We start from the raw sequence: 21,925 nt of genomic DNA on the forward strand, positions 1-21,925 counted from the left end.
CGCATCGGGGAGATGCGACGGCCCTTTTCGGACGGGCGGAACCGTTACTTGATGCGCAGCGGCATCAGGCGGTCGGCGATCCGGCCGCGGGTGATCTGCGCCAGCACCTGCGGACGACCGGCGGCCTTGGCGGCGGCGACGACGCGCTGGACGTCGGCGGCGCTGCGGACCGGGGTGCCGTTGATCGCCGTGATGACGTCGCCGCGCTTCAGCTTGGAGGCGGCATCGCTCGACGGATCGACCGCCGCGATCACCACGCCCTGGGTCGACGGCTCGACATTGATCGCGCGGGCGATCGCCGGGGTCAGCGTCTGCACCGACAGGCCCAGGCCGCCACCGGCCGCCGGAGCGACCTGCGCATCGTCGTCGCTGTCGGGGAAGGCGTCGGAGCCGTCACCCAGCGACGCGGCCAGTTCCTCGTTGGACGGACGCGTCGCGGCGGTCGCGGTCAGCGAGACCGGCTTGCCGCCGCGCAGCACCTCGAGGTTGACGCGGCCGCCCGGCGGGACATTGGCGATCAAATAGGACAGCGTCTGTTCGGGCGTGACCGACTGGCCGTTGACCTTGGTCACCACGTCGAACGCCTTCAGCCCGGCCTTGGCGGCGGGGCCGTTGGGCTCGACCTTGGCGATGACCTCGCCCTGGTTCTTGGGGATGCCCAGCGACGCGGCGACATCGTCGGTGACCGGGCCGCCGATCTGCACGCCCAGATAGCCGCGCTCGATCTTCTGGCCCTTCATCAGCTTGTCGATGATCGGCTTGGCGTCTTCGGCCGGGATGGCGAAGCCGATGCCGATATTGCCGCCCGACTGCGAATAGATCTGGCTGTTGATGCCGATCACATTGCCGTTCATGTCGAACATCGGGCCGCCCGAATTGCCCTGGTTGATCGCGGCGTCGGTCTGGATGAAGCGGTCGTTCGCGCCGCCCTGGCCGGTGACGCGGTGGACGGCCGAGACGATACCGGCGGTCACGGTGCTCGACAGGCCGAAGGGCTGGCCGATCGCCAGCACCCAGTCACCCGGCCGCGCGCGCGACGAATCGCCGAAGCGGACGAAGGGCAGGTTCTGGCCGTCGATCTTCAGGACCGCCAGGTCCGAGGTCTCGTCGCGGCCGACGACCTTGGCGGTATATTCCTTGCGGTCGTTGAGCGTGACGGTGATCGAATCGACCGAGGCGCCCTGCGCGCCGGGTGCGATGACGTGGTTGTTGGTGACGATATAGCCGTCGGGCGAGATCAGGAAGCCCGAGCCCAGCGAGGCGCCTTCGCGCTTCTGCGGCTGCGGCCCGCTCTGGCCGCCGAACTGGCCGAACATGCCCTCGAACGGCGTGCCCGCGAACGGGTTCGGCGGCTGCTTGACGGTGATCGACTGCTTGGTGGAGATGTTGACGACGGCGGGCTGGAGCTTGGCGACCATGTCGGCAAAGCTCATCGGCGCACCGGCGCGGGGGGCGACCGCCTGGATCGCGCCCGGTTCGTTCTGCGCGACCTGGGCGGTGCCGGGCTGGAGGGCCAGGGTCGCGGTCGCGCCACCGAGGAGGAGCGCACTGGTAATGGCGTAGGCGTAGCGCACTGGGCTAGGGTCCTCTCAAAGAAAATTCAGTTTGACCGTGTCCTATTTGTCACGGTCTGGCTGAACGACGCTTGAATATGAACGAGCGGAAAGGTGGCGAAACCACCTATCGGCCCGGCGCGGTGAATTCCTTCAAATAGCTGTTCTGCGGCGACAGAATGATCTGGGTGCTCCCATGTTCCTGGGTCGAGCCGTCCGCGCCGAAGGTGTGGCGATAGGACTGCATGGCCCGGTAGAAGTCATAGAAATCCGCATCCTTGCCAAAGGCCTGGGCATAGATTTGCGCGGCCTGGGCATCGGCGTCGGCGCGGACGATCTGCGCCTGCTTCTGGCCTTGCGCGGCGATGGTGATCGCCTCCTGCTGGCGCGCGGTCTGCATCCGGGCGAGCGCGCTTTGCAGCGGGGTGCCCGGCGGCAGCTCGGCTTCCTTGATCCGCACGTCGACGATCTGCACGCCATACTGGCGCGCGATCCGGTCGAGCCGGACCTGGATCGCGTCCATCACCTGCCCGCGCTCGGGGCTGAGCAGTTCGGACGACCGCCGCTTGCCCAGTTCGTTGCGCAGCGCCGATCCGAAGATCGGCCGGAGCTGGTTGATGACGCCGTCGACGCTGCCCGCCGTCGCCAGCATCCGGCGTGGGTCGATCACGCGGAAACGGGCAAAGGCATCGACGTTCATGCGCAGCTGGTCGGTCGACAGCACCTGGGTCTTTTCCAGGTCGAGGTCGAGCACCCGCTTGTCGACCCAGACGATGCGGTCGATGAAGGGAATGCGTGCGATCAGCCCGGCGCCGCTGTCGCCCAGTTCCTCGTTCGGGCGATAACCGTTGACGATCCGGCGCGGCTGCTCGAACCGATAGATCACCGCCTGCTTGGTCTCGGGCACGATGGCGAAGGTCGCCGCCGCCACGATCACCGCGACCAGCAGGGCGATGCCCAGCACGATCGGATTGCGCATCGACAGACCGTTCACTGGCCGCCTCCCTGCGTCGCGACGGGCGCGGCGGGTTCGGGGGCCACCATCTCGGGCGCGGGGCGCGCCTTTTGCAGCGGCAGATAGGGCACGACGCCCGGCGCCTCGACGATGGTCTTGTCCGACTTGGCCAGCACGGCCTCCATGGTCTCGTAATACATGCGGCGACGGGTCACTTCGGGGGCCAGGCGATATTGTTCGTACACCTTGTCGAACTGCGCCGCCTCACCCTGGGCGCGGGCGATCACCTGCTGTGCATAGGATTTGGCCTGGTTCACATCGGCCACCGCGCGCTGCTGCGCCGCCGTGACCTTGTTGAAGTCGTCGACGATCTGCTGCGGCGGGGCGGCCTGCTTGATCGCCACGCCCTGGATGCGCACGCCCGAGCGATATTCGTTCAGGATCGACTGGGTCAGCTCCTGCACCCGCTGTTCGATGCCGGTGCGGCCCGAACCCAGCGCCTGGTCCAGCGTCGTCTCGGCGATCACTGCGCGCATCGCGCTCTCGGCGGCGGCGCGGACCGTCTCCTGCGGCTGGGCGAGGCGGAAGGCGAAGTCGCGCGGATTGGCGATGTCCCAGCGGACCGAATAGGTCAGGTCGATGATGTTCTGGTCGCCGGTCAGGACCAGATTCTCGCCCGAGCCCTCGGGGAAATTCTCGGTCCGGATCTTCTGCACGTCCAGGACGCGGACGGCGGCGATGGGGGCGGGGGCGGTCAGCTGGATGCCGGGTTCGAGCACGCCGGTATAGCGACCGAAATAGGTGACGACTCCGCGCTGCTGCGGGCCGATCGGATGGATCGAGGTGTAGAGCAGCCAGATGCCGACCAGGATCGCGGCCCCGATCGCCCAGAGGGTGCGTCCGCCGGGCGCGCCGGGCAGGCCGCCAAAGCCGCCGCCCGATCCGCCGGGGCCTTCGCCCGGTCCGCCGCCGCCCGATCCGCGCGCCTTGCGGATGAACTCGTCCAGCGCGGTCGGCTTGGCAGGGGCCTTGCGACCGCCCGGCGGGACGGCCCAGGGATTGCGGGGCCCGCCATCGGAGTCCTCACCGGACCCGCCCCAGGGGCCCTTCGGCGTCTCGGCGGCAAGAATGGGGGGGCGTCGGAAGCGACCCGTCAGCTTTCTCATAGTCATCGTTATAGGAACGGTTCGCCGACAAAAACAGTGCCAAGCCGCGTAACCCATCCTATCTGCCCCCCATGAGCATGATCGAGACGGTGAAGGCGGCGGTGGCCGCGGTGGCGGGCAAGCGCGCGAGCGTGCGGATGGAGGGCGCGCGCGCGGGTGTCGTGCTCGACGCCACGGGGCTGGACGGCGCGGGCCGACAGGCGCTGGAGGACGGGGTCAAGGCCGCCGCGATCCAGTCGGGGGCGGAGGATGTCCGTGTCGTCCTGACCGCCGAGAAACGCGAGCGCCGGATCGTCGCCGTCGCCAGCGGCAAGGGCGGGGTGGGCAAGTCCACCCTGTCGGCCAATCTCGCCATCGCGCTGGCGCGGGGCGGGCGCAAGGTCGGGCTGGTCGATGCGGATATCTATGGCCCGTCGCAGCCCCGGCTGATGGCGGCCGAGGGGGTGAAGCCCGTCGCGCAGGACGGCAAGCTGCAACCCGTGCCGACCCCTCACGGCGTTCCCCTGCTGTCGATGGGCCAGCTGGTCGAGCCGGACAAGGCGATCGCCTGGCGCGGGCCGATGGCGGCGGGGGCGCTCAGCCAGCTGGTCGATGGCGACTGGGGCGCGACCGAGCTGCTGGTGCTCGACCTGCCGCCGGGGACGGGCGATGTCCAGCTGACCATGGTGCAGAAGCACCGCCCGGCGGGCGCGGTCATCGTATCGACGCCGCAGGACCTGGCGCTGATCGATGCGCGCCGCGCGATCGACCTGTTCGCCAAGGCCGGGGTGCCGATCATCGGGCTGGTCGAGAATATGGCGGGCTATTGCTGTCCGCATTGCGGCGGCATCTCGGACCCGTTCGGTTCGGGCGGGGCGGAAGCGGCGGCGGCGGAGCTGGGCATTCCCTTCCTGGGCCGGGTGCCGCTGACCATCGCGATTCGCACCGCCTCCGACGCGGGGCAGCCGCCCGCGGCGGGGGAGGGGGACACGGTCTTCGCCCCGCTGGCCGAACGGGTGGCGCAGTGGCTGGACGCGAGCCCGGCGGCGGCATGAAACCGGCGCGGCGGCAGGGCGTTAGAGCCGGATAAGCCGCCCGCATCCCCTTGATCCCGCAAGCCGGACGGGCGGTTCGACAAAAGGGACCGTCCATGCCGCTGACCGCCGACGAGGATATCCGCGACCTGCTGAGCGAGGCGCGCACCATCGCGCTGGTCGGCGCCTCGGACCGCCCCGACCGGCCCTCCTACGGGGTGATGAAGCGGTTGCAGGATCATGGCTATCGCGTGATTCCGGTCAATCCGCAGATCACCGGCGAGCATGTGCATGGCGAGTTCGTGTTCCGCGAGCTGGGCCAGCTGGGCGATCCCATCGACATCGTCGACATCTTCCGCCGCTCGGACGCGGTCGGCGCCATCGTGGACGAGGCGATCGCGGTCGGGGCCAAGGCGATCTGGATGCAGCTGGGCGTCGTCAATGACGAAGCGGCGGCGCGCGCCGAGGCGGCCGGGCTGAAGGTGGTCATGAACCGCTGTCCGGCGATCGAGATACCCCGGCTGGGCATCGCGCCGGTGACCGGGGGCTGAGGTCGGGGGCGAAGAACAGGGAGATGCGACGATGATGATGCCGTTCCTGATCCTGCTGGCCGCGCCGCAAGCACCGGAGCGTCAGCTCGTGACACTTCCCCGGCTGACGACGGGATGTGTGCCGGGTCGCTGTCCGATGACGGCACGCCCCTCGCCCTATCGACTGGGCCCCGACAGGACGAGCGCGATCGATTCCAAGTCCCGCGCCTTTGCCAATGACGGCACCTATTGTGCTGTTGTCGGGGACAAATATTGCACCAGCAAGCCGCGAACCCTGTTCCGGATGCCCATCGACCAGTAATCGATCGGCATTGGTGCAAAGGAATACTGGCGCGATGCCCGCGAAACAGGCATGATCCCGGCCGTGGCGGTCATCCGACCGCGCGCATGCACGATGCCGGGAGAGCGTCATGGTTGCGACGATTTGGGCGATAGGGATGATGGTGGCTCCTATTCAGGGGGAGATGCCGCCGCCCCAGCCATCGGTCGACGCGATCATGGCCAGGACCCGGCGACTGAACAGCGTCGAGAGCCGCTGCATCTATGATCCCAACTCGACCGATGTGACTGTCTGCGGTCGACGCAATGCCGATCGCTTCCGCTTTCCCTATCAATCCGCACCCGATCCCGGCGACCCCAGGCATGAGGGGGTGATGGCCGAGCGCACCCGGATGCTGGCGCGCAGCACGCCGTTGAAGGATTTGTCACCCTTCCAGGTCGGCGGCGGCCTTGCCGGCGTCACGGTCGGAACAGGTGGGCGAAGCGGCGCGCTGACCCTGCGGAAGCCCGCGCCATGATGCTGGTGCCGCTGATCCTCGCGCTCCAGGCGACTCCGGCGGCGGCCGGGCCGCCGCCGGGCACCGAGCGTTTCTCGATCCTGGCTCCCGATCCCTGCCCGCCCTCGGCCGGGACGAAGGACGAGGTGATCGTGTGCGGACGGCGCCTGGGCGACAATCGCCTGCCCCCCGATCCGGATGCGCCGCCCGCCAAGCCGCTGATGTCCAATCCAGATTTGACCGGCATCGGGGCGTTGCGGGCCGCGGGCACGCCCTGCGCCGCGCAGCTTGCGGGGTGCGGGGGGAAGGTGGACGTCGTGACGCCCGTGCTGATGCTGGCGAACGAGGCGCGGATCGGGCTCAGCAAGATCGTCGACAAGGCGCGCGACAAGCGCAACCGCGTGCCGATCGCGCTCGACGGTCCGGGGCCGCGAGGGCATTTGGAGCCATAGGCCGGATCGCCCACCATTCCTCCCCTGGAAGGGGAGGGTGCCCACGGTCGCGCGCTTCGACGAAGCTTTCCAGCCGGGACACCCCTCCGTCATGCCTGCGGCCTGACACCTCTCCTTCCAGGGGAGGAATAGACGGAATGTCGATCCGATCGAGACGCCCGCGCTGACGAAGCGGGCGCGCGCGCCCCTCAGCCCCGCGCCTGTCGCCGCGACCGGGCCGAGGGCGGCGGGGCGAACCAGTCGGCCAGTGTCAGCCCGGTCTGCGCCATCGCGCGCAGTACCACCTGTCCCGCCGCGCGCGCATCGCTCAGCGCGTCATGGTGGCGGTGTTCCAGCTTGAGGAAGGCGGCCAGCGTGCTCAGCTTGTGATTGGGCAGCTCGGGCCAGGCCCGCCGGGCGATGGTCACGCTGTCCAGCCAGCGCGCGGCGATCGGGGGCAGCGCGTCGCGTTCGCAGGCGCGGCCCAGCGCCCCCTTGTCGAACCCCGAATGCGCCACCGTCACCCGCCCGCCCAGATGCCCGGCCAGTTCGGGATGGAGCGCGGCGAAATTGGGCTTGCCCAGGACATGATCGGCGGTGATGCCATGGATGCCGATATTGAAGGGGCTGAACTCGTCGCACGGATCGACCAGCGTCTCATAGGCGAGCACCTCGATCCCGTCCGTATAGCCGACGATACCGATCTGGCAGATGCTGCTGGTACGCGAACAGGCGGTTTCGACGTCGATGACCACGAAATCGGGGGAAATCATCCTGCTGCTTTAGCGCGATCTGGCGTTTCGAGCAATAAAAGGTCGCCTGCCCGCTCGACAGCGACCATTTCTATCCGCTACCCGCCCAGGCTCAACGAACGCTCTGGATACGGGAAAAGATGATGGGCGACGCATTGCGGGTGGCTTTGGCGGGACTCGGTACGGTGGGAGGCGGCGTCATTCGCCTGCTCGACGCGAACCGGGAGCTGATTACCCGGCGCGCCGGTCGTCCGATCGAAATCGTCGCCGTCTCCGCGCGCGACCGGACCAAGGATCGCGGCGTCGACCTGTCGCGGTTCGAATGGGTGGACGACACCGCCGCGCTTGCCGCGCGCGAGGATGCCGATGTGGTGGTCGAGCTGATCGGCGGGTCGGACGGCCCTGCGCTGACGCTGGCGCGCACCGCGCTGGAGGCCGGACGCGGCTTCGTCACCGCCAACAAGGCGATGCTGGCGCATCACGGGCTGGAACTGGCGCAGAAGGCGGAGGCGTCGAAGGCCGCGCTGAAGTTCGAGGCGGCGGTGGCGGGCGGCATCCCGGTCATCAAGGGGCTGCGCGAAGGCGCGGCGGCCAATGCCATCGCGCGCGTCTATGGCATCCTGAACGGCACCTGCAATTTCATCCTGTCCAAGATGGAGGCGGAGGGCCGCGACTTCGCCGAAGTGCTCGCCGAGGCGCAGGCGCTGGGCTATGCCGAGGCGGACCCCAGCTTCGACATTGACGGGGTGGATGCCGCGCACAAGCTGTCGATCCTGGCCGCCATCGCCTTCGGCACGCAGCCGGCGTTTGGCGATGTCGCGATCGGCGGGGTGCGCCATGTCCTGGCCGCCGATATCGCGCAGGCGGCCTCGCTGGGCTACCGGGTGCGGCTGGTCGGCGTGGCGGAGGAAGGGGCGAACGGCCTGTTCCAGCGGGTGCATCCGCATCTGGTGCCGCTCGACCATCCGCTGGCGCATGTCACCGGATCGACCAATGCGGTGGTCGCGGAGGGCAATTTCGTCGGCCGCCTGCTGTTCCAGGGTGCGGGCGCGGGCGATGGCCCGACCGCCAGCGCGGTGGTCGCCGACCTGATCGACATTGCGCGCGGCGAATATGGCGCGTCCTTCGCCATGCCCGCGCACGAACTGATCCCGGCGGCCAAGGCCGATAGCGGCGAGCGACGCGGGCGCGCCTATCTGCGCTTCACCGTGCAGGACAAGGTCGGCGTGCTGGCCGAGATCGCGGCGGCGATGCGCGATGCGGGCGTGTCGATCGAAAGCCTGATCCAGCGCGGCGAGGCGGCCGATGGCGGCGTGATGATCGCCATCGTGACGCATGAGGGGCCGGAGCGCGCGGTCGCCCAGGCGCTGGAGCGGTTGCGTGGCAGCCAGAGCCTCGTGGGGCAGCCGCTGTTGATGCATATTCTGGGGTGAGTGTCGGCGGGGGCGTAGGGTCTCTGCGAGGCCCCTTGCCCTCCCCCAGCCCCTCCCGCCTGCGGGAGGGGAGCTTTAAGGTGACGCCTCCCGCCTGCGGGAGGGGAGTTTTAGGGTGATGCCTCCCGCTTGCGGGAGTGGAGTTTATGGAATTCCGCGTTTCGTCCTTGCCGCTCCCCTCCCGCAGGCGGGAGGGGCTGGGGGAGGGCGGTGTCTCACCGAGCCCCTCCCTTACTTCTTGATCAATCCGATCTCGACAAGCCGCTCATACAGATAGTCATGCGCGGTGATCGGCGTCGGATAACGGTTCGGATTGTCCGCCGTCACCGTACCCGGCAGCGTTTCGATCAGGAAATCGGGCGCGGGGTGCAGGAAGAAGGGCATGGAGTAACGCGAGAAGCCGCGCCGCTCGACCGGCGGGTTGACCACCCGGTGCGTGGTCGAGGGCAGGACATGGTTGGTCAGCCGCTGGAGCATGTCGCCGACATTGACCACCATCGCCCCTTCGGGCGGACGGATCGCCAGCCATTCGCCCGAATCGCGGTCGAGCAGTTCCAGCCCCGCCTCTTCCGCGCCCAGCAACAGGGTGATGAGGTTGATATCCTCATGCGCGCCCGCCCGCACGCCCTCGGCATCCGCCGGGATGGGGGGATAATGGAGCAGGCGCAGCACCGAATTGCCGTCCTTGACCGCCGGATCGAACCAGTGCGGATCGAGCTTCAGATGCCGGGCGATGGCCGACAGCAGGCGATCCCCCGCGCGGTCGAACGCGGTGAAGAGTTCGAGAAAGTCGTCGCGGAACCCCTCGGGCCGGGTGGGCCAGATATTCGCGGGCATCCGGTCGGCATAGGCATGACCCTCGGGCAGCTCGCGGCCGACGTGCCAGAATTCCTTGAGGTCGACGACCTTGGCATCCTTGGCGATCTCGGTCTTGAACGGGGTATAGCCGCGCGCGCCGCCGCCGCCGGGGATGTGATAGCCACGCTTTTCCGCCTCGGGCAGGTCGAACAGCGCCTTGGTCTGCGCCCAGGCGCGGTCGATCAGCTCGGCGGGGACGCCGTGATCGGCGACGATCGCAAAGCCGAACCGCTCGAACGAACCGCCCAGCGCGGCGGCGAACGCCTCGGGATCGCGGTCTTGATCGGCCAGGCTGAGCGTCGGGACCTCGGCGGAGCGGGTGTCGGTCATGAATATATCGTCCAGAAAATCGAATAGGCGTAAGGCTATATAATGTCCCTACCGGCCCGAACAGGCCAGCCGGTCGGCGGTCAATTTATCCGCCGAGCGTGATCGTGCCCGTCGATCGGTCGCCGCCCGCATCGTGCAGATCGAGGCGGAAGCGCTTGTTCTCGGCGGTGGTGCCGACCAGCCCCTCGCCGCGATCGGTCAGGGTGAAATCGGCATCCGTCATCTTGTCGCGGAACCAGTCGCGCACCGTCTGCGGATCGGCGGGGCTGTCGAAGGTCATGACGAACGCCTTGTCGCGGCCATTGCCGACATCGACGTTGCGGATCTTCGAGCCGGGATAGAGATGGATGCCGTTCAGTTCGAAATTATCCGCCTCCAGCGACACCTTGGGCAGCTTGAACGCGCCGGTGAAGCCGGGCAGCGCCAGCTTCACCTCGCCCGATCTGCCGTCGACCGCCGCCAGCGTCTGGCCGTCCGAGCTGTTGATCGTCACCGAGGTCCCATCGGTCGGCCGGTCGCAACCCGCCAGCGCCCCCGCCAGCGCCAATGCCGTGCCCAGCGAAAGGGGCAGGGCGGTTCGATGCAGGATGGTCATGACGGCAAACTCCCTCCAGTGTCCTGTCGGTCCGATACACGTGGGGGTGGTGTCTGGCGCGCGCAAGCTGTCAACGTGCTGAACGCGGTTGACGGCGGAGGTGATCGGCTCGGTTTGGGTTTTCCCGGTTTCCCTGGCGTCCGAACGCGCTTATGGGACAGGCATCATGTCCGAATCCCGTTCCGCTGATCCGGCGACCCCCGTCGCCGCCGACACCCCCGGCGCGCCCATCGGCTTTGTCGAATTCGTCCTGCTGATCGCGGCGCTGATGGCGCTGACCGCGCTGGGGATCGATTCGATGCTGCCCGCGCTGCCCGCCATCGGCGAGGCGCTGAACGCGTCGCCCACCCAGCGGCCCTTCGTCGTCACCGCCTTCCTGATCGGGTTCGGCGTGGCGCAGCTGGTGCATGGGCCGCTGGCGGACCGTTACGGGCGGCGGCGGGTGCTGATCGTGGCGCTGGTCATCTATATCGTCGCCAATGGCGCGGCGGCGATGGCGGGCAGCTTCCTGCTGCTGATGGTCGCGCGCGTCTGTGCGGGCGCGGCGATCGCGGCGACGCGGGTGGCGACGGTGGCGCTGGTTCGCGACTGCTATCATGGTCGCGCCATGGCGCAGGTCATGTCGATCGCCTTCATGGTGTTCATGGTGGTGCCGATCCTGGCGCCCGCTTTCGGTGAGCTGGTGCTCTTGTTCGGCAACTGGCGGCTGATCTTCTGGACCATTGCGGGCCTCGCCACGCTGGTGCTGATCTGGTTCGCGGTCCGCATGCCCGAGACGCTGAAGCCCGAGGCGCGGCTGCCGATCTCGCTCGGCCGGATCTGGCGCGGCTGGCGGCAGACGGCGGCCGACCGGCTGTCGCTGGGCTATACGCTGGCGGCGACCGCGCTGATGGCGGCGCTCTATGGCTATCTCAACTCGGTGCAGCCGATCATGGCGGTGACGTTCGGGCGCGAGAAGCTGCTCGCGCTGATCTTCGCCACCACCTCGGTGACGATGGCGGCGGCCAATCTGCTCAACTCGCGGATCGTCATGCGGCTGGGCACGCGGCTGATCAGCCACAGCTCGGTGACGATCCTGATCGTCGTATCGGCGCTGCATCTGGCGATCGCTTGGTTTGGCGGCGAGTCGCTGGTCGTGTTCGCGGTGCTTCAGGCGATCACCATGGCCTGTTTCGGTCTGGCGACCTCCAATTTCTCGGCGATGGCGATGGAGAATATGGGCGGTATCGCGGGCACCGCGTCGAGCGTGCAGGGATTTGCCAGCGTCACCATCGGGTCGGTGATCGGCGCCGGGATCGGCCAGGCCTTTGACGGGACGACCCGGCCCTTGACGCTGGGCTTCCTGGTGGCGGGATGCGCGGCCTTCGCCTTCGTGTTCGCGACCGAGCGCGGGCGGATGTTCCGTCCCCTCTGACACGCGCACGGCCCGCGCCGGGAACCGGCCGGGCCGCCGCACCGTTCCACCCTCCACAGATCACAGGAGGCAAGGATGGGCGGACATCAGGTTTCCAGCCAGGGACCCGGCGACGACGGCTGGGACGAGGAAGGCTATGACGAGAGCCAGCGTGCCGAAATCCTGGAGGCGACGCGCGACGGCCCCAGCGATGGCGTGCTGATCACCGATATCGACCCCGATCTGGGCGACGATACGGTGGAGGACGAACCGATCGACGAACTCGACATGGACTCCGAAGAGGTCGGCGAGAGCGACGCCTCGGTCGACATGAGTGCCGAGGACATCGACGAGGACGATCTCCAGGAGGATTTCGAGGACGACACCGTCGCCGACGGCGATATCGACGAAGCCGACGACGCCGCGCTGCGGCCATGAACCGCCTGCCAGTCGCGCTGGCGGCCGGGGGGATCGTGCTGGTCGGCTGTTCGACCATGCCCGATCCCCGCTCCTCGATGCCGCCGATGGTCTCGACCGATTTCCGGTGCGAGAATGGCAGCCGCTTCTGGGTCCGTTTCGACAATCGCGATGACAGCGCGCTGATGCGGCTGGACGGCGATCTCGCGATACGCCTGACCGGTCAGCCGGTCGCGTCCGGGATCCATTATGCCGGGTTCGGTCATGACCTGCGCGGGAAGGGGGGTGAGGTTGTTTTGACACGCCCCACCGGCGATTCCTTCCGCTGCCAGGCCGTCCGCTGAGCCGAGGGCATCATTCAAGGCGAAAAAATGGCGGAAAATCTGGGCCGCCGCATTCTCCCCTCAATTGGTTCATCTAGGTGACAGGAACTGTGTCATCGCGGCAACAGGTTCCCACAACGCGACCAAAATGACGATCTTCGTGCAACCCCGCACGGTTTTGCCGGTTAAGCGGGCCTGGGCTGAGCGGTTCGATCCGCCGCCCCACATAGAATAAGAGAAGGGTATCTCACATGCGTAAGCTTTCCCTCGTCGCCGCTGCGGCGGCCGCGTTCGTTGCCGTGCCTGCCATGGCACAGGACATGAACACCACCGACACGACGGCTGCGGCACCCGCCCCGGCCGCCGACACCGCGACCGCTCCCGATGGCACCCGCGCCTTCGGTATCGAGCCGTACGTCGCGGTCATGGGTGGTTGGGAGCAGTTCGATCGCCAGTCGGTCGCCGGCATTCCCACGCAGCCCAAGGGCTATAACCTGGACGGCGCGCTGGTCGAGGGCATCGTCGGCTTCAACGTGCCGCTGGGCCCGGTGTTCGTCGGCGCCGAGGGCGCGGTCGCCAAGGGCGTGTCGGGCGACATCGACTGGCAGTATGGCGCCTATGGCCGCGCGGGCTTCCGCGCCGGTGAGAGCGGCCTGTTCTACGGCAAGGTCGGCTATCGCTGGAACAACTTCCACAACTTCGCTCCGGGCGTCGCTGGCGACCTGAAGCGTGACTATCACGCGACCGTCTATGGCGTCGGCGCCGAAGTCGGCCCGAAGGACATCGGTCTGGGCGGCTTGACCGGCAACTCGGGTCTGCGCCTCCGTCTGGAAGTCTCGACCTTCGACGACGCGCACTCCTTCCGTCCGATGGCGGGTGTCGTCGCACACTTCTGATCCCTCGGGGTCCAGTTGGCGTAAGGTGGCGGGGTTCGGCAGTGATGCCGGACCCCGTTTTCCTTGGGGGCCATGCTTCCCATATCGATGACGATGACCGGACGGGTAAAACGCAAGGTGGGACTGGCGGCCGCCGCCCAACGGGTCGAGCGGGCACCGCCGCGATCCTGCGCGCTGTGCGACCGGCCGCTGGGGGCGAAGGTGGAATGGCACCACCTCGTCCCCAAGAGCGAAGGCGGGCGCGAGACGGTGCCGGTTCATCCCATCTGTCACCGGACCATCCATGCGACCTTTTCCAACGCGGAACTGGCGCGGGGGTTTTCGGACTTCGCGGTACTGCGGGCGCATCCGGAGATGGCGCGGTTCCTGCGGTGGATTGCCGGGAAACCGGCGGACTTCCATGCGCCGACGCGGGCGGCGCGGTGATCTGGGTTCGCGCGAAGGCGCGATGGCGCGAAGAGGTGTGGTTCGCGCAGAGGCGCAGAGGCGCAGAGAGCGCGGAGATTATTTGGGCGCGCGGCCAGCTCTCCCAATCTCCGTTCAGCCTGAGCGCAGTCGAAGGCCAAGGGAAACCCTCTCCCCACAACCCTTACGGCCGCAGGCCAAACTCGAAATTTCATAGTGTGACAGGCGTTATCCCGTGGCCTTCGACTACGCTCAGGCTGAACGGATGTGAGGAGATCCTCTTCCTGCCTTCTTTCCTCCGCGCCCTCCGCGCCTCTGCGCGAACCACACCTCTTCGCGCCATCGCGGCTTCGCGCGAATCAAAAAAAGGGCGGACCGAAGCCCGCCCTTTCGGCAATCACTCCGCCGCGACGCCTGCGGCCGAGAACATGTCGCCGGTCTCGCCCGGCTCCTCGTTCGCCGCCTTGGCGGTCTTGGCCTTTTGCCGCGTGTCGAACGCGTCCCAGACGTCGTTCCACTGGCCGCGCGTCGCCGCCTTCGAATATTCGGTGGCGCGCGTCTCGAAGAAGTTCGCATGCTCCACGCCGTTGAGCAGCGGGGTCAGCCAGGGCAGCGGATGCTCATCGATCATGTAGATCGGCTTCAGGCCCAGCTGGCCCAGGCGCCAGTCGGCGATGTAGCGGATATACTTCTTGATCTCCTTGGGCTTCATCCCCTCGACCGGGCCCATTTCAAAGGCGAGGTCGATGAAATTATCCTCCAGGCGGATCGTCGTCTGGCACACATCGGCGATGTCGTCCTTCACCGCCTTGGTCAGGCACTGGCGCTCCTGGCAGAAGGCGTGGAACATGCGGATGATGCCTTCACAGTGCAGGCTCTCGTCGCGCACCGACCAGCTGACGATCTGGCCCATGCCCTTCATCTTGTTGAAGCGCGGGAAGTTCATCAGCATCGCGAAGGACGCGAACAGCTGGACGCCCTCGGTGAAGCCGCCGAACATCGCCAGGGTGCGGGCGATGTCCTCGTCGCTGTCGACGCCGAAATTCTGCATGTAGTCATGCTTGTCCTTCATCTCGGCATATTCGAGGAAGGCACCATATTCGCTCTCGGGCATGCCGATCGTGTCGAGCAGATGGCTGTACGCCGCGATGTGCACCGTCTCCATGTTGGAGAAGGCGGTCAGCATCATCTTGATCTCGGTCGGCTTGAACACCCGGCCATATTTCTCGTGATAGCAGTCCTGCACCTCGACGTCCGCCTGGGTGAAGAAGCGGAAGATCTGGGTCAGCAGGTTGCGCTCATGATCGGTCAGCTTCTGCGCCCAGTCGCGGCAATCCTCGCCCAGCGGCACCTCTTCGGGTAGCCAGTGGAGCTGTTGCTGACGCTTCCAGAACTCGAACGCCCAGGGGTATTCGAAGGGCTTATACTGCTTGGAGGCTTGGAGAAGTGGCATCGGGGTTACTCCGGATACGAATGACGTAAAGAGGGTGAAGGCCGGTTCAGCCGCTGCTGGCCCAGGAGCGCAGAGCGGTGGCGAAACCGGCGAGAATGATCCCGCCCATGGCGAACATGGTGCCCGCGATCAGCCGGGCGTAACGGCCCTGCTCCGACCGGGGCGTGCGGAGCTGCAACAGCAGGATCAAGCCGATCCCGCCCAGCAACGCCGCGACGGCGTACATGATGAACGCCGATGTCATGCGACCAATTCCGGTGTGGCGCGTTCCGAAACCGAACCCAACACAGGAGATTCAAGATGGTCGATGTCAGCCAGATCAAGGAACATGCCGAAGTCATCGGTGCGGACGGCGTCCATGTCGGGACGGTCGATCATGTCCAGGGCGACCGCATCAAGCTGACCAAGAACGACAGCCCCCAGACCGAGGACGGGCAGGGCGCCAAGCATCATTACCTGCCGATCGGCCTGGTCGCCGAGGTCGAGGGCGATCAGGTCCGCCTGTCGGCGACCGCGCAGAACGCCGTCGACCAGTTCGAAGAGGCGGAGTGAACTCCCAACCCCTCTCCCCTTGTGGGAGAGGGAGGGGCCCGCGGCCGAAGGCCGTGGGAGGGTGAGGGGGCCGTCCATCATGGGCGGCCCTTTTGCCTGTGCGCGATCCGCACGCCGATCGCCGCCACGACACCGTCGAGGTTGGTCATCACATCGGCATTGGCGAAACGGATCACGTCATAGCCTTCATGTTTGAGGAAGCGAGTGCGTGCGGCGTCGCTTTCCGACTTCACGGCATGGTCATCGCCGTCGATCTCGACGATCAACCGTGCCGCGTGCGAGCAGAAATCCGCGTGGTACGGGCCGATCGGAACCTGACGGCGAAACTTCAGGATCGGCAACGATTCACGCAAGGCACGCCATAGTCGGCGTTCGGGTTCGCCGGCATTCTGACGCAGCTCGCGCGAGCGGGTGACGGTGGTGGCGGGGAGCAGCTGGCGCTTGGTCAGGCCCTGAGCATTGCCCCTCACCCTTCCCACGGCCTGTGGCCGCGGGCCCCTTCCCTCTCCCACAAGGGGAGAGGGAGGATTGGAGGAATGAGGGGCCATGGCTCTGCCTTCCCGTCAGGCGATCAGCATTGCTCCTGCCTCACTGACAGGCCAAGCACTCGTCGTAATCGGTCGTCTCGCCGATCTCGAACTTCGGTGCGCTGATCGTGTTGTCCGCCTCGACGCCGCCGCTCCCTGCGAAACCGGCGCGCTGCACCGACTTCGACCGCAGATAATAGAGCGACTTGATGCCCAGCTCCCAGGCGCGGAAGTGGAGCATCAGCAGGTCCCACTTCTCCACATCCGCCGGGATGAACAGGTTCAGCGACTGCGCCTGGTCGATATAGGGCGTGCGATCCCCCGCCAGTTCGAGCAGCCAGCGCTGGTCGATCTCGAACGAGGTCTTGAACGTGTCCTTCTCTTCCTGGCTCAGGAAGTCGAGATGCTGGACCGAGCCGCCATGTTCGAGGATCGAGTTCCACACCGCATCCGAGTTCTTCGACTTCTCGATCAGCAGCTTTTCGAGATAGGCGTTCTTGACCGAGAACGACCCCGACAGCGTCTTGTGGGTATAGATGTTCGCCGGGATCGGCTCGATGCACGCGCTGGTGCCGCCGCAGATGATGCTGATCGACGCGGTCGGCGCGATCGCCATCTTGCAGCTGAAACGCTCCATCACGCCCACGTCGGCCGCGTCGGGGCAGGGGCCGCGTTCGACCGCCAGGGTCATCGACGCCTGGTTCACCTGCGCGTTGATGTGCTTGAACATCCGCAGGTTCCACGACTTGGCCATGGCGCCCTCGAAGGGGATGCCGCGCGCCTGGAGGAAGCTGTGGAAGCCCATCACGCCCAGGCCCACCGATCGCTCGCGACCGGCCGAATAGGCGGCTCGCTCCATGCCCGGCTCGTGGCGGTCGATATAGTCCTGCAGGACGTTGTCGAGGAAGCGCATCACGTCCTCGATGAACTGCTTGTCGTCCTTCCACTCGTCCCAGGTTTCCAGGTTCAGCGACGACAGGCAGCACACCGCGGTGCGGTCCTTGCCCTTATGGTCGATGCCGGTCGGCAGGGTGATTTCCGAACACAGGTTCGAGGTCGACACCTTCAGCCCCAGCTCGCGGTGGTGCTTGGGCATGTTCTTGTTCACATGGTCGGCGAAGACGATGTACGGCTCGCCGGTCGCCAGACGGGTCTCGACCAGCTTCTGGAACAGCGCGCGGGCGTCGACCGTGGCGCGGACCTCGCCGGTCTTCGGGCTCTTCAGATGCCATTCGGCGCCGTCGCGCACCGCCTCCATGAAGGCGTCGGGGATCAGCACGCCGTGGTGGAGGTTCAGCGCCTTGCGGTTGAAGTCGCCGGACGGTTTCCGGATTTCCAGGAACTCCTCGATCTCGGGGTGCGAGATGTCGAGATAGCAGGCGGCCGAACCGCGACGCAGGCTACCCTGGCTGATCGCCAGCGTCAGCGAGTCCATCACGCGGACGAAGGGGATGATGCCGCTGGTCTTGCCGTTCAGGCCGACCGGCTCGCCGATGCCGCGCACCTGGCCCCAATAGGTGCCGATGCCGCCGCCGCGCGAGGCGAGCCACACATTCTCGTTCCAGGTGGTGACGATGCCGTCCAGGCTGTCGGGCACCGAGTTGAGGTAGCAGCTGATCGGCAGGCCGCGACCCGTGCCGCCGTTCGACAGGACGGGCGTGGCGGGCATGAACCACAGCTTGGAGATATAGTCGTACAGCCGCTGCGCATGCTCGGCATTGTCGGCATAGGCCGAGGCGACGCGCACGAACAGGTCCTGATAGCTTTCGCCGGGCAGGAGGTAGCGGTCGTTCAGCGTTTCCTTGCCGAAATCGGTCAGCCGCGCGTCGCGGGCATGGTCGACCTCGACCGGATAGGGCTGCGGCCGGACCGACTTGGTGTCGGCGGGCGTCGGGGTCGGGGCGGCAATGTCCGCCGCCATCTTCTCAAGCATGTCAGTCGTCATGTCGCTATCCCGGTCATCCCTGAAGTCCATCATTGATGCCGCTCCTTTGTTCCTGATCCGTTCGGGTCGGTGCCCCGCCCCCGGCACAGCCGTGCCACAGGCGTCGCGAACGGTGGGAAATGGCATCGCAAAGGCCGTTTTCCGGCGCTTCCGCGATCCCGACCGGGCCTGTCGGTCCGATCCCTTCCTACCAGCGATTGGGGTTGTCCCCGACCTCTTCCACTATCCATAGTGGAAAATCCCGGCGATCACCGCAAGGGGGGTAAAGCGCGGAAAGGGGGTTGGTTGCGACGAATGGCGGTCGTCAAAGCGGTGTCGAAACCCGCGACGCATGGATGTCTGCGGGGTTCGCGAAGCGCAAGCCCCAAAGAAATATTTTTGAGCGCCGACGGCGCCCGCCCCGGTCAGCCGAGCGACAACCAGAACAGCGCCGCCAGCCCGGCCAGGGCGACCAGCATCTGGGGCGGGCGCAGCCGCGCGAAGTGGCGCGGCGCACCGCCCCACCGGGCGAGCCAGGGATCGGTCAGCGCGATCGAGGCATAGCCGATCAGCAACAGCGCAAAGCCCGTCGCCGGCCCCGCGACCAGCGCCAGCAGCCCCAGCGAGAAGCGCAGGATCATGGTCAGCATCTGCGACACATGGGGCCCGCCGGGCGTGAAGAAGCTCAGGCCGCGCGCCACGCCCGCCAGGAAGATCAGGATCGCCGCCCCCCAGATCTGCCCGATCAGCAGCGCCAGCGGCACCTTCGCCCAGGCGGCCAGCGCCGCGATCGGTAGGACCAGCACCGGCCCATAGCCGAAGATCAGGCTGAGCGGGGGAATGCGCGCGTCGGCGGTCTCCGCCATGGGGAGGGGGCCGGGGGCGGGGGACGGTGCGGGGCAAGACATGACGGCGCGAACGTGCGGCGACCCTTTCCTATCCCGCCATCCGCCTCATGCCGATCGGTGATGCGGCTCGGCCTCGTCGCGCGCGACCTCCAGCCAGGGGTGGTCGTCGGGCAGCGGGGTGGCGAAGGCGATGCCCACCCGCCCTTCGCGCTCCCAGCGGATATAGCCGCGCAAGGGCGGGTTGACACCCAGCCGGACACCCACCGCAGCCCCACCCACGATATAGGCGGGGGGCAGTCCCTCGATCATCATGCCGGTGGTCGACAGGTCGCGAAGCCGGACATCGACGGTCGCCCCGCCCGAGACGATCTGCGCGACGCGCAGGACCTTGGTGCGCGGCCGACGGTGCGACTTCATGCCCACCGGCGTGGCGCGCGCGCCCTGTTCGCCCAGCAGGCGGTGGACCTCCTCCACGCCGCTCGGCTTGCCATAGACATAGCCCTGGATATGGCTGCACCCCAGATCGCGGATCAGCGCGATCTCGTCCTGCAACTCGACGCCCTCGGCGGTCGTCTCCATGCCCAGCGTGTCGGCCAGCGTCACGATCGCGCGGATGATCGCGGCATTGCGGCTGCCGGTCCCGACCGCGCCGCGCACGAAGGACTGGTCTATCTTGATCTTGTCGAACGGCGCATGGCGCAGATAGCCGAGCGAGGAATAGCCGGTGCCGAAATCGTCCAGCGCCAGCCGCACGCCCAGCGCCTTGAGCGCCACGAACTGGCGCTGCGATTCCAGATCGTCGTTCAGGAAGACGCTCTCGGTGATCTCCAGCTCCAGCCGCGACGGGGCCAGTCCCGATTGCTCCAGCGCCTGACCGATCAGCACGGGCAGATGCGGCTTGGCGAACTGGATGGACGAGACGTTGACCGCCACCCGCGCGGCACGCGGCCAGCTCGCCGCCTCGAGACAGGCGGTGCGCAGCACCCATTCGCCGATCTGTTCGATCAGGCCGCATTCCTCGGCCACCGGTACGAACTGCGCGGGCGAGATGTCGCCCTGGGTCGGATGGGACCAGCGCAGCAGCGCCTCGAACCCGACAATCTCTTCGTCGCGGGTCGACACGACCGGCTGATAGGCGAGGCGGAACTGGTTCTGCGCGATGGCGGTGCGCAGATCCTCCTCCATCCGCTTGCGGCTGCGCGCGCCCTCCAGCATCGCCTCGGCATAGAATCGGTGGACGCCGCGCCCGTCGCCCTTGGCGGCATAGAGGCCCAGATCGGCGTTGCGGATCAGCGTCTGCGAGTCGGCGCCGTCCTGGGGCGCGATGGCGATGCCGATCGAACAGCCGATCGTCACGTCATGGCCCTGGATGCCATAGGGTTGCGACAAGGTATCGATGATGACCCTGGCCAGCGCCGCCAGCCTTTCGCGCGAATCGGTGCCGGGCAGCAGGATCTGGAACTCGTCGCCGCCCAGACGGCCGACCAGCCCGGCATCGCCCACCGCCTGCTCCAGCCGCCGCGCGACCTGTTGCAGCAACAGGTCGCCCGCCTGGTGACCCAGCGTGTCGTTGACCGCCTTGAACCGGTCGAGGTCCATCAGGAACAGCGCGGTCGGGCGATAGGGGCTGACCGATTGCTTGAGCATCGTGTCGAGCGACAGCTTCATCCGCTGGCGATTGGCGAGGCCGGTCAGGCTGTCGAACAGCGCCAGCCGGGTGATCTCCGCCTCGGAGCGGCGCTTTTCGGTCAGGTCCGAGCCCGAGCCGATAAAGCCGCGGAACCGGCCGATGCCGTCGATGATCGGACGGCCCGAGATCGACCACCATCGTTCCGGATCGCCCGCACCCGAATCGACCGCGCAGACGGTATAGTCGGAAAAACTGGTGCGCGAGGCCATGTGGAAGGACAGCGTCCGCTCGGTCCCCGGCGCCGAGGGGTCCATCTGGAACAGATCGGTCAGCAGCCGGCCCTTGCAGGCGAGGCCGGTGGACTGGAGATCCTCGGCCACCTTCCTCGACAGATAGGTCAGGCGCCCGTGCCGATCGGTTTCCCAGAACCAGCCGGTGCCATGTTCCTCGAACTCGGCGATCATCTTGACCGCCTGCTGCCCCTCGCCAAAGGCGCGGGCGCGGGCGTCCGCGACATTATAGTCCAGGCGGCCGACGCGCCGGGCGTTGAGGACCAGGATGATCAGCGGCGGCACCACCGCGCCGAGAATCGGGGCCAGCGGCACCCGCCAGGCCAGCGCCGCGATCACCGCCATGAAGGCGAAGCCGAAGGAATAGCCGATCATCGCCCCGCGCACCGGATGCAGCATCGCGGCGGTCGTCCACATCGCGCAGATCAGCGCCAGCGTCGGCGTCCAGGGGCCGGGGGCATGCTGCGACCCGATGACCAGCGCCAGCAGCGCGGCGGTCGCCAGCGCCACGAGGAAGCCCAGGCCGACCAGATATTGCTTGAGCCGGTAGAAGGGCCATTGGCGCGCCTCGCCACAGGCGAGCACGATGCCGAAGATCAGCGTGCTGCCGACCAGCACGCCGCTCGCAATCTCCTTCTGGACCTGCATCCAGGACGGGTCGTCGCGCAGGCTGAAGCTGAGGACGAGCGCGACCGCGACCAGATTCTGCAGGATCGCCAGCGGCCAGGTCCGGCACAGCGTCTGCAACCGCTTGAGATGCACCTCGACCAGCAGCTCGTCATTGTCCTCGACGAGACCCAGCAAGGCCAGAAACGATAGGCGGTCGGAAGCGGAAGGCATGCGCGAAAGGGGGT

At 67.2% G+C, this 21,925-nt stretch carries 24 protein-coding genes; 12 read left to right on the top strand and 12 right to left on the bottom strand.

Annotated features, from left to right (window positions below; all coding sequences use genetic code 11):
- Window positions 1–44: 44 nt before the first annotated feature.
- The 3 genes from QE385_RS13375 to hflK all read right to left on the bottom strand — a co-directional run bounded on the left by QE385_RS13375 (window position 45) and on the right by hflK (window position 3,674).
- Window positions 45–1,574, bottom strand: a complete 1,530-nt coding sequence (locus QE385_RS13375) for a Do family serine endopeptidase (protein WP_307102617.1) — start codon at window positions 1,572–1,574, stop codon at window positions 45–47.
- 106 nt (window positions 1,575–1,680) lie between these two features.
- On the bottom strand, window positions 1,681–2,532 hold the full coding sequence (gene hflC, locus QE385_RS13380) for a protease modulator HflC (RefSeq protein ID WP_307102619.1): 852 nt from the start codon (window positions 2,530–2,532) through the stop codon (window positions 1,681–1,683).
- A gap of 11 nt (window positions 2,533–2,543) precedes the next feature.
- Window positions 2,544–3,674: a protease modulator HflK gene (hflK, locus tag QE385_RS13385; RefSeq protein WP_307102620.1), complete on the bottom strand. Its 1,131-nt coding sequence runs from the start codon at window positions 3,672–3,674 to the stop codon at window positions 2,544–2,546.
- A 71-nt stretch (window positions 3,675–3,745) separates the two neighbouring features.
- Between hflK and QE385_RS13390 the strand changes: the two genes are divergently transcribed.
- The 5 genes from QE385_RS13390 to QE385_RS13410 all read left to right on the top strand — a co-directional run bounded on the left by QE385_RS13390 (window position 3,746) and on the right by QE385_RS13410 (window position 6,466).
- Window positions 3,746–4,708 (top strand): Mrp/NBP35 family ATP-binding protein, encoded by a 963-nt coding sequence (locus QE385_RS13390; RefSeq protein WP_307102623.1) that lies wholly within the window; start codon window positions 3,746–3,748, stop codon window positions 4,706–4,708.
- A gap of 95 nt (window positions 4,709–4,803) precedes the next feature.
- Window positions 4,804–5,238, top strand: a complete 435-nt coding sequence (locus QE385_RS13395; RefSeq protein ID WP_307102625.1) for a CoA-binding protein — start codon at window positions 4,804–4,806, stop codon at window positions 5,236–5,238.
- A 31-nt stretch (window positions 5,239–5,269) separates the two neighbouring features.
- Window positions 5,270–5,539 carry a hypothetical protein gene (locus QE385_RS13400; RefSeq protein WP_307102627.1) on the top strand — a complete coding sequence of 90 codons (270 nt, stop codon included), beginning with the start codon at window positions 5,270–5,272 and terminating at the stop codon, window positions 5,537–5,539.
- Window positions 5,540–5,648: 109 nt separating this feature from the next.
- A complete protein-coding gene (locus QE385_RS13405) occupies window positions 5,649–6,035 on the top strand; it encodes a hypothetical protein (protein WP_307102628.1) in 387 nt (128 codons plus the stop codon).
- Window positions 6,032–6,466 (top strand): hypothetical protein, encoded by a 435-nt coding sequence (locus QE385_RS13410; RefSeq protein ID WP_307102630.1) that lies wholly within the window; start codon window positions 6,032–6,034, stop codon window positions 6,464–6,466. Before QE385_RS13405 ends, QE385_RS13410 begins: the two co-directional genes overlap by 4 nt.
- A 188-nt stretch (window positions 6,467–6,654) precedes the next feature.
- Here QE385_RS13410 and QE385_RS13415 read toward each other — a convergent pair whose 3' ends face one another.
- Complete coding sequence (locus QE385_RS13415; RefSeq protein ID WP_307102632.1) at window positions 6,655–7,218, bottom strand: 3'-5' exonuclease; 564 nt, start codon at window positions 7,216–7,218, stop codon at window positions 6,655–6,657.
- A gap of 122 nt (window positions 7,219–7,340) precedes the next feature.
- Here QE385_RS13415 and QE385_RS13420 point away from each other — a divergent pair, with 122 nt between their 5' ends.
- Window positions 7,341–8,630, top strand: a complete 1,290-nt coding sequence (locus QE385_RS13420; protein WP_307102634.1) for a homoserine dehydrogenase — start codon at window positions 7,341–7,343, stop codon at window positions 8,628–8,630.
- A 231-nt stretch (window positions 8,631–8,861) separates the two neighbouring features.
- On the opposite strand, the gene QE385_RS13425 is transcribed toward QE385_RS13420, so the two are convergent.
- Window positions 8,862–9,818, bottom strand: coding sequence for an isopenicillin N synthase family oxygenase (locus QE385_RS13425; protein WP_307102636.1), 957 nt, complete (start codon window positions 9,816–9,818; stop codon window positions 8,862–8,864).
- A gap of 85 nt (window positions 9,819–9,903) precedes the next feature.
- Window positions 9,904–10,413, bottom strand: coding sequence for a hypothetical protein (locus QE385_RS13430; RefSeq protein ID WP_307102638.1), 510 nt, complete (start codon window positions 10,411–10,413; stop codon window positions 9,904–9,906).
- Between the two features lie 166 nt (window positions 10,414–10,579).
- Between QE385_RS13430 and QE385_RS13435 the strand changes: the two genes are divergently transcribed.
- The 5 genes from QE385_RS13435 to QE385_RS13455 all read left to right on the top strand — a co-directional run bounded on the left by QE385_RS13435 (window position 10,580) and on the right by QE385_RS13455 (window position 13,868).
- Window positions 10,580–11,827, top strand: coding sequence for a multidrug effflux MFS transporter (locus QE385_RS13435; RefSeq protein ID WP_307102640.1), 1,248 nt, complete (start codon window positions 10,580–10,582; stop codon window positions 11,825–11,827).
- A gap of 75 nt (window positions 11,828–11,902) precedes the next feature.
- On the top strand, window positions 11,903–12,244 hold the full coding sequence (locus tag QE385_RS13440; RefSeq protein ID WP_307102642.1) for a DNA primase: 342 nt from the start codon (window positions 11,903–11,905) through the stop codon (window positions 12,242–12,244).
- Window positions 12,241–12,567, top strand: a complete 327-nt coding sequence (locus QE385_RS13445; RefSeq protein ID WP_307102643.1) for an MliC family protein — start codon at window positions 12,241–12,243, stop codon at window positions 12,565–12,567. Before QE385_RS13440 ends, QE385_RS13445 begins: the two co-directional genes overlap by 4 nt.
- Window positions 12,568–12,797: 230 nt before the next feature.
- On the top strand, window positions 12,798–13,442 hold the full coding sequence (locus QE385_RS13450) for an outer membrane protein (protein ID WP_307102644.1): 645 nt from the start codon (window positions 12,798–12,800) through the stop codon (window positions 13,440–13,442).
- 93 nt (window positions 13,443–13,535) lie between these two features.
- On the top strand, window positions 13,536–13,868 hold the full coding sequence (locus QE385_RS13455) for an HNH endonuclease (protein ID WP_307102647.1): 333 nt from the start codon (window positions 13,536–13,538) through the stop codon (window positions 13,866–13,868).
- 376 nt (window positions 13,869–14,244) lie between these two features.
- Here QE385_RS13455 and QE385_RS13460 read toward each other — a convergent pair whose 3' ends face one another.
- Both QE385_RS13460 and QE385_RS13465 read right to left on the bottom strand, forming a co-directional pair.
- Entirely contained in the window at window positions 14,245–15,300 is a 1,056-nt protein-coding gene (locus tag QE385_RS13460) for a ribonucleotide-diphosphate reductase subunit beta (RefSeq protein ID WP_261268832.1), read from the bottom strand.
- Between the two features lie 46 nt (window positions 15,301–15,346).
- Window positions 15,347–15,544, bottom strand: coding sequence for a hypothetical protein (locus QE385_RS13465; protein WP_307102650.1), 198 nt, complete (start codon window positions 15,542–15,544; stop codon window positions 15,347–15,349).
- A 56-nt stretch (window positions 15,545–15,600) separates the two neighbouring features.
- Here QE385_RS13465 and QE385_RS13470 point away from each other — a divergent pair, with 56 nt between their 5' ends.
- Window positions 15,601–15,852 carry a DUF2171 domain-containing protein gene (locus QE385_RS13470; protein WP_261268835.1) on the top strand — a complete coding sequence of 84 codons (252 nt, stop codon included), beginning with the start codon at window positions 15,601–15,603 and terminating at the stop codon, window positions 15,850–15,852.
- Between the two features lie 77 nt (window positions 15,853–15,929).
- Here QE385_RS13470 and QE385_RS13475 read toward each other — a convergent pair whose 3' ends face one another.
- The 4 genes from QE385_RS13475 to QE385_RS13490 form a co-directional block, all read right to left on the bottom strand.
- Window positions 15,930–16,322 carry an endonuclease domain-containing protein gene (locus QE385_RS13475; RefSeq protein ID WP_307102652.1) on the bottom strand — a complete coding sequence of 131 codons (393 nt, stop codon included), beginning with the start codon at window positions 16,320–16,322 and terminating at the stop codon, window positions 15,930–15,932.
- Window positions 16,323–16,440: 118 nt separating this feature from the next.
- Entirely contained in the window at window positions 16,441–18,300 is a 1,860-nt protein-coding gene (locus tag QE385_RS13480) for a ribonucleoside-diphosphate reductase subunit alpha (protein ID WP_373424723.1), read from the bottom strand.
- A gap of 428 nt (window positions 18,301–18,728) precedes the next feature.
- A complete protein-coding gene (locus QE385_RS13485; RefSeq protein WP_307102654.1) occupies window positions 18,729–19,169 on the bottom strand; it encodes a DUF3429 domain-containing protein in 441 nt (146 codons plus the stop codon).
- A gap of 87 nt (window positions 19,170–19,256) precedes the next feature.
- Window positions 19,257–21,911, bottom strand: a complete 2,655-nt coding sequence (locus QE385_RS13490) for a bifunctional diguanylate cyclase/phosphodiesterase (RefSeq protein ID WP_307102656.1) — start codon at window positions 21,909–21,911, stop codon at window positions 19,257–19,259.
- Window positions 21,912–21,925: the final 14 nt, after the last annotated feature.

It is taken from the genome of Sphingomonas sp. SORGH_AS_0950, assembly GCF_030818415.1.
Lineage (GTDB): Bacteria > Pseudomonadota > Alphaproteobacteria > Sphingomonadales > Sphingomonadaceae > Sphingomonas.

Coding starts and splice junctions, on each gene's coding strand:
- QE385_RS13395 (WP_307102625.1), top strand. CDS start 4,804: ATGCCGCTGACCGCCGACGAGGATATCCGCGACCTGCTGAGCGAGGCG.
- QE385_RS13455 (WP_307102647.1), top strand. CDS start 13,536: ATGACCGGACGGGTAAAACGCAAGGTGGGACTGGCGGCCGCCGCCCAA.
- QE385_RS13425 (WP_307102636.1), bottom strand. CDS start 9,818: ATGACCGACACCCGCTCCGCCGAGGTCCCGACGCTCAGCCTGGCCGAT.
- QE385_RS13465 (WP_307102650.1), bottom strand. CDS start 15,544: ATGACATCGGCGTTCATCATGTACGCCGTCGCGGCGTTGCTGGGCGGG.
- QE385_RS13405 (WP_307102628.1), top strand. CDS start 5,649: ATGGTTGCGACGATTTGGGCGATAGGGATGATGGTGGCTCCTATTCAG.
- QE385_RS13390 (WP_307102623.1), top strand. CDS start 3,746: ATGAGCATGATCGAGACGGTGAAGGCGGCGGTGGCCGCGGTGGCGGGC.
- QE385_RS13420 (WP_307102634.1), top strand. CDS start 7,341: ATGGGCGACGCATTGCGGGTGGCTTTGGCGGGACTCGGTACGGTGGGA.
- QE385_RS13450 (WP_307102644.1), top strand. CDS start 12,798: ATGCGTAAGCTTTCCCTCGTCGCCGCTGCGGCGGCCGCGTTCGTTGCC.
- QE385_RS13445 (WP_307102643.1), top strand. CDS start 12,241: ATGAACCGCCTGCCAGTCGCGCTGGCGGCCGGGGGGATCGTGCTGGTC.
- hflC (WP_307102619.1), bottom strand. CDS start 2,532: ATGCGCAATCCGATCGTGCTGGGCATCGCCCTGCTGGTCGCGGTGATC.
- hflK (WP_307102620.1), bottom strand. CDS start 3,674: ATGAGAAAGCTGACGGGTCGCTTCCGACGCCCCCCCATTCTTGCCGCC.
- QE385_RS13430 (WP_307102638.1), bottom strand. CDS start 10,413: ATGACCATCCTGCATCGAACCGCCCTGCCCCTTTCGCTGGGCACGGCA.
- QE385_RS13400 (WP_307102627.1), top strand. CDS start 5,270: ATGATGATGCCGTTCCTGATCCTGCTGGCCGCGCCGCAAGCACCGGAG.
- QE385_RS13435 (WP_307102640.1), top strand. CDS start 10,580: ATGTCCGAATCCCGTTCCGCTGATCCGGCGACCCCCGTCGCCGCCGAC.
- QE385_RS13460 (WP_261268832.1), bottom strand. CDS start 15,300: ATGCCACTTCTCCAAGCCTCCAAGCAGTATAAGCCCTTCGAATACCCC.
- QE385_RS13480 (WP_373424723.1), bottom strand. CDS start 18,300: ATGGCGGCGGACATTGCCGCCCCGACCCCGACGCCCGCCGACACCAAG.
- QE385_RS13440 (WP_307102642.1), top strand. CDS start 11,903: ATGGGCGGACATCAGGTTTCCAGCCAGGGACCCGGCGACGACGGCTGG.
- QE385_RS13470 (WP_261268835.1), top strand. CDS start 15,601: ATGGTCGATGTCAGCCAGATCAAGGAACATGCCGAAGTCATCGGTGCG.
- QE385_RS13415 (WP_307102632.1), bottom strand. CDS start 7,218: ATGATTTCCCCCGATTTCGTGGTCATCGACGTCGAAACCGCCTGTTCG.
- QE385_RS13485 (WP_307102654.1), bottom strand. CDS start 19,169: ATGGCGGAGACCGCCGACGCGCGCATTCCCCCGCTCAGCCTGATCTTC.
- QE385_RS13490 (WP_307102656.1), bottom strand. CDS start 21,911: ATGCCTTCCGCTTCCGACCGCCTATCGTTTCTGGCCTTGCTGGGTCTC.
- QE385_RS13410 (WP_307102630.1), top strand. CDS start 6,032: ATGATGCTGGTGCCGCTGATCCTCGCGCTCCAGGCGACTCCGGCGGCG.